At 52.6% G+C, this 4,995-nt stretch carries 3 protein-coding genes and 4 pseudogenes; 5 read left to right on the top strand and 2 right to left on the bottom strand.

Annotation, left to right across the window (positions count from 1 at the left end):
* Positions 1-191 (top strand): annotated as a pseudogene (locus tag BCA33_RS20940) (IS630 family transposase); the annotation flags it as partial.
* 19 nt (positions 192-210) lie between these two features.
* Here the strand turns inward: BCA33_RS20940 and BCA33_RS18905 are convergent.
* Positions 211-783 (bottom strand): annotated as a pseudogene (locus BCA33_RS18905) (PAS domain-containing protein); the annotation flags it as partial.
* 3 nt (positions 784-786) lie between these two features.
* Positions 787-1,817 (bottom strand): annotated as a pseudogene (locus tag BCA33_RS18900) (response regulator).
* A gap of 208 nt (positions 1,818-2,025) precedes the next feature.
* Between BCA33_RS18900 and BCA33_RS18895 the strand changes: the two are divergent.
* From BCA33_RS18895 to sbcB, 4 genes and pseudogenes are all read left to right on the top strand, one after another.
* Positions 2,026-2,883: a hypothetical protein gene (locus BCA33_RS18895; RefSeq protein ID WP_071268278.1), complete on the top strand. Its 858-nt coding sequence runs from the start codon at positions 2,026-2,028 to the stop codon at positions 2,881-2,883.
* A 59-nt stretch (positions 2,884-2,942) separates the two neighbouring features.
* Positions 2,943-3,173 (top strand): DUF4160 domain-containing protein, encoded by a 231-nt coding sequence (locus tag BCA33_RS18890; RefSeq protein ID WP_071268276.1) that lies wholly within the window; start codon positions 2,943-2,945, stop codon positions 3,171-3,173.
* Positions 3,154-3,396, top strand: a complete 243-nt coding sequence (locus BCA33_RS18885) for a DUF2442 domain-containing protein (RefSeq protein WP_071268274.1) — start codon at positions 3,154-3,156, stop codon at positions 3,394-3,396. The genes BCA33_RS18890 and BCA33_RS18885 overlap by 20 nt, the downstream gene beginning before the upstream one ends.
* Before the next feature lie 51 nt (positions 3,397-3,447).
* Positions 3,448-4,889 (top strand): annotated as a pseudogene (sbcB, locus tag BCA33_RS18880) (exodeoxyribonuclease I).
* Positions 4,890-4,995 lie beyond the last annotated feature (106 nt).

The raw sequence follows: 4,995 nt of genomic DNA, 5'->3' as shown, positions 1-4,995 counted from the left end.
TTAGCCAACTGGAGCGACGGGCTCTTTATCGAGGCATTTTCACCAGTGTCGGCGAATTAAAGTCTGCGATTAAAAAGTTCATCAAGGTTCACAACGAAAAACTGGCAAAGCCGTTCCGATGGCATAAAAGTGCCGAGTCCATTATGACATCGGTGGCGAAAGCAAAGCTGAGTTTAATCAACAATAAATGAGCGAATTAACCGAACGACACACTAGGCTGGTTGCCTGACCATAGCGGCGGAAACGTTCAAACTCCGCATCCACCAGGTTTTCCCATGTGCCGCGATTCAGAAGGCCGGTTAGCCGATCTGTCATGCTGAGTTTGGCGAGCTGTTCGTTCGCCCGCTCCAGGGCCCGCTTGCCGGTGGCGATATCGGTTACGTCGTACACCATAAGGCACACCTTCTCCACTTGCCCGGTGCTACCGGAAAGCGGGCTAATGGTGAGGTTTTGGTACATGTAATCTTCTGTTCCGGTAATAGGGCGCGTATTGCGAAACTGAAACAGGTAGGGCCGTTGCTCCCAGGAGGTGAAGGCCCGAGTGTTCAGCAGGGCCACGGCATCTACCTTGCGGGACAGCCAGGCTTTTGGAATGTCAGGGAACAGCTCAAAAATTACCCGATTGCGGATTTTGCTAGCCGTAATGCCGCTGTGGTTTTCCATAAACCCATTCCAGGCCTGCACCCGAAAGTCCAGATCCAGCACCACCAGGCCTACCTCAACGGATTCAAGCATATCCACCAGCCAGTGGAAGGACTGGGCTTCAAGTTCGTTTATGGCCATGGTTTATTCCACCAGGTATTGAAGACGTTGTTCAAGGAAGGGCACGGAATCTTCCGTGAGCAGCACCAGCATGTCGCACTGTATATTCCGCTCCTCCAGGGCGTAACTGATTTCGATGCACAGGAGTTGCTCTTTTCGGGAGTTCTGGTGCTCTAGCAAATCTGTGATCTGCCGATGTTGGCCTAGAACGGTTGGATGACCAAGCTGAGTTTGAGATCCAACTGATCGCCAATGCCCTTAAGGAAAGCCCCGAATAGAATGCTGGACATGTCCATCAGCACCTCCACGTTTACGGATTCGCCCTCGAGGGTTTCGTAGTGGAGCAATTCGGCCATTTCCCGAAAGCTGGCGTCTGCAAACAGCAGTAATGCCTCGCCGGCAATGCCCGCGCCGGTGAAGCCTTGGCACACAGCGGAGTAGGTATCACTGTCGTGGACGGCGGAAATGGCCATGTGAAGTTCGGAATTGGCAATGAAGGCGACTTTCGGGATGGGTTGCTTAACAAATACCCGTAACAGCCGTGCAAGCAGGTCTGACGAGCGCCCCATTGCAACGTTGGAGATTTCCTGGAGGTAGTCGTTCAGTGAAACGGAGATTTCCAGCGCTTGGGATTCGTCGCCAGGGTTGAGGGCGCCATCGTTCAGAGCTGCGTTTTCCAGTTCGCCTGGGCGATAAAAACCGTAATCGGCAAGGAGGCTGAGCACCACTCCCAGGTCTGTGGGCTTTTTAATGAAATCGATGGCACCAAGCTTGCGCACCCGTTCCCGGGCTTCTGGCTGTATGTCGCCGGAAACCACAATGGTCATGATGGAAAGGTCTTCGGCGCGTACGTGTTCCAGAACCTCGTAGCCGTCCATTTCGGGCATGTTCAGGTCCAAGAACATCAGGTCGGCTTCGCCTGCGCGCAGCTTCTCAAGTGCTTCCACACCGTTGTTGGCAAACAAAATGGTATCGGCCAGCCCGGTGGGCAGGGCGCGGGCCATCTGCTTTCTGGCAAGTGCGGAATCGTCGCAAATGAGTATGCGGGTGATCATGATTGCGGCCAGAGGGGGGTGGCAAAAGTTCTATCAATTATAGCAGTACGCCAATATATGTACACTAAAACGACACCTGATGGAATGGCTTAAAAACGAACTGATTGTAACAGTTTGTTATTCGCGTTTGTGACTAAGTTCACTCTATAACCTAGGCTGCCTCCACTATAGTGGGGTCATCGAACATAAAATTAAGTGAGACTTTGTTATGAGACATCACGCGTATGGATACGCCACGCTCATTACGTTCTGCCTGGGTATGGTGCCTGTTGCCCAAGCTGAATTGGAACCCATTTCTGAATCGGTTATGGGAGATGTGACAGGGCAGGCGTTTATGCAGGTTGAGAACATTACCGGCGCAAATTTAACTTACGAATATACCCGCATGACACTGGGCATGGATGTGGAAACGCGGGTAAATATTGATGATGTGCAAGCTGGCCAGATTGATGGCGGTACGGATTTTTCTGCCCAGCATGTGGCCTTGGGCCATATTGCCCGTGTTGACGGTGAGCAGTTTAACGGCGTTACTTATAACGAGGGTGAGGTTATTCCCTTCGAGGCGCGGAAACCATACATAGAACTGGCTGAAGATGGCGCCGGGCTGGCTGGTTTTCGCATGGGCTTTGAGCAGGCCCGTGGGTCGGTTTCATCCCATACCACGAGTTTTAGTGGCGATATTGGCCTTAAATTTGAGGACAATACCGGAGCACAGTATGACGCTGTGCTAATGGATGGCAGCGGAGTGGAAACCAACAAACGCGCCTCGCACATTGGCATATCGCCTGGCAGTTGTATTCAGGGGACAAACTGCGCGCCGTTAACAGACCTGCGTTCTATCAACGTTGGTGGCGAGAATAACGGATTCACCGATGGTTTTTTCATTGGCTTCCAGCGCGAGGGTATGGATTGGCAAAGTCTGGACGGCACCAGCGCCATTAGCGTTGGTAAAGGCGTATTCATTAATCTGCCTACCGATATGACCGTTGACCTTGAAAACTTTGTAAGCGGTGGTGTGGATCGGTTACGCACACACCAAGTCGATATGGGCACCAATCTCTTTTGATTTTTCGGTGATGCCTTCCGAAATTTCACCTTTCAGGCGCAAAGCACAAGGAGCCGTGCGTGCCAACGCTTCTGTATTTGAATGGATTCAAATTCTTCTTTTATGCGAATGATCACCCACCGGCCCATGTGCATGTACTTAAAGGTGAGCGATGGGCTAAGATTGAGCTAGTAACGCTTTCAGTGAACTATAGCACTTTCAAAAATCAGGAATTGAGACAGTGTCTTGGGATCATTAAAAGCAATCAGTCCGAATTTTTGGAGAGGTGGAATGCCTGGTTTCAAAGGTAAGTCCGTTCATGTTGATGACCGTCACCTGCATGTAGAGCTGCAAGATGGGAGGGTGATCTCCACGCCTATTCATTGGTATGCAGAGCTTGAGAAAGCCTCAATCTCTGAAATCCGACAGTATCGCTTCATTTGTGACGGCACTGGTATCGAGTGGGATTTTTTAGATTATCACCTCAGCATTGAAGCCATGCTGAGGAGCGATGCTCGGCAAAGTGCTGCTTGAATTTGCTAAACTCTGGGCTCCCTATTTGACTGGAACTGTAGGAGTCTTCTTTTGATCCGCTCTTTTTACTGGCATGACTACGAAACATTTGGTGTTGATCCGGTTCACGACCGGCCCTCTCAGTTTGCCGGTGTTCGAACCGATGCGGATCTTAATATTATTGAAGATCCGTTGGTTATTTTCTGCAAACCCACCGATGATTACCTGCCATCACCGCAGGCCTGCCTGATTACCGGCATTACACCTCAAAAAGCCATGGAAGAAGCTACCGGGAAACGGAGTTTATCGCCCAGATTAACGAGGCCTTCAGCCAGCCGGGTACCTGCGTGGTAGGGTATAACAGCCTGCGCTTTGACGATGAAGTAACTCGCCATACCCTCTACCGCAACCTGCAAGACCCTTACGCCCGGGAGTGGCAGAACGGTAATTCCCGCTGGGACATTATCGATATGGTGCGGCTGACCTACGCACTTCGGCCAGAAGGCATCAACTGGCCGCGCAAGGAAGACGGCAGCCCCAGCTTCAAACTGGAAGCGCTCACCACCGCCAACGGAATTGCACACGAAGCTGCCCACGATGCCATGTCGGATGTTGAGGCCACCTTGGCCGTTGCCAAACTGATCCGGGAAAAGCAGCCGAAGCTGTTTGATTTTGTTCTGAACAATAAGGACAAGCATTCCGCCCGCGCCATGCTGGATACAGGGGCTATGAAGCCGGTATTCCACATCTCCGCCAAATACCCGGCCACCCGCGGGTGCTGCGCCATGGTTGCGCCGGTTGCAGACCACCCCAGTAACAAAAACCTGGTGATTGTTTACGATTTGCGGGAAGACCCAAGCGAACTGATTAACGCCACACCCGAGCAGATTCGCGAACGGGTATTTACCTCCCAGGCGCAGCTAGGCGAGAAAACCCGATTCCCACTGAAGGGCGTGCAGCTGAACAAGTGCCCGGTGTTGGCGCCTGCGAACATGCTCTCCACGCTTTCGGCTGAACGCCTGGAAGAGCTGGCACTGGATGGCGCCACCCTTCGCGCCAACCTCGCATTGCTAAGAAAAGCCCCGGGATTGGCGGAAAGAGTAGCAGAAGCGTTCGGGCAGCCACACGAAGGCGATTTAACAGACCCCGACGAGCAACTTTATGCAGGCGGCTTTATCTCCCCGGCTGATCGCAGTGAACTCAACCGCGTGCTACAAACACCGCCAGAATCGCTGGTGGAAGAAACCTTCAACTTTAAAGATGAGCGCTTGCAGGAACTGCTTTTCCGCTACCGCGCGCGGAATTACCCGGACTCGCTAACCAGTGAGGAAGCAGAGCGTTGGGAAGAGTTTCGCACCCAGCGTTTGATGGCCCCAAAGAAAGGCTGGTTGTCGCTTGAAGCGTTTGGCCTGGAACTACAACGGCTCGCCAGCGACCCTGAACTGACGCCGCAGAAGCAGCAGGTTTTGGAGGATTTGCATTTGTATGGGGAGTCTTTGATTCCTTATATTTAAAAAGGGTGTTGGCCGTTGCAGGCCGCCGTTTTTTGCCCCTCTCCGATACGTCGGACCGCCCCGGCCCCTCTCCCGCAAGGGGTGAGGGGAGCTACACATCCGAGGC

Origin of the sequence: Marinobacter sp. AC-23, from assembly GCF_001858325.1 — a bacterium.
Classification (GTDB): domain Bacteria; phylum Pseudomonadota; class Gammaproteobacteria; order Pseudomonadales; family Oleiphilaceae; genus Marinobacter.
Note: the sequence above shows the minus strand (reverse complement) of the source record. Positions and strands in the feature narration are given on the sequence as shown.

What these genes read in the sequence shown, in the direction of transcription:
- BCA33_RS18895 (WP_071268278.1), top strand. Translation starts at nt 2,026, where the DNA reads ATGAGACATCACGCGTATGGATACGCCACGCTCATTACGTTCTGCCTG.
- BCA33_RS18885 (WP_071268274.1), top strand. Translation starts at nt 3,154, where the DNA reads ATGCCTGGTTTCAAAGGTAAGTCCGTTCATGTTGATGACCGTCACCTG.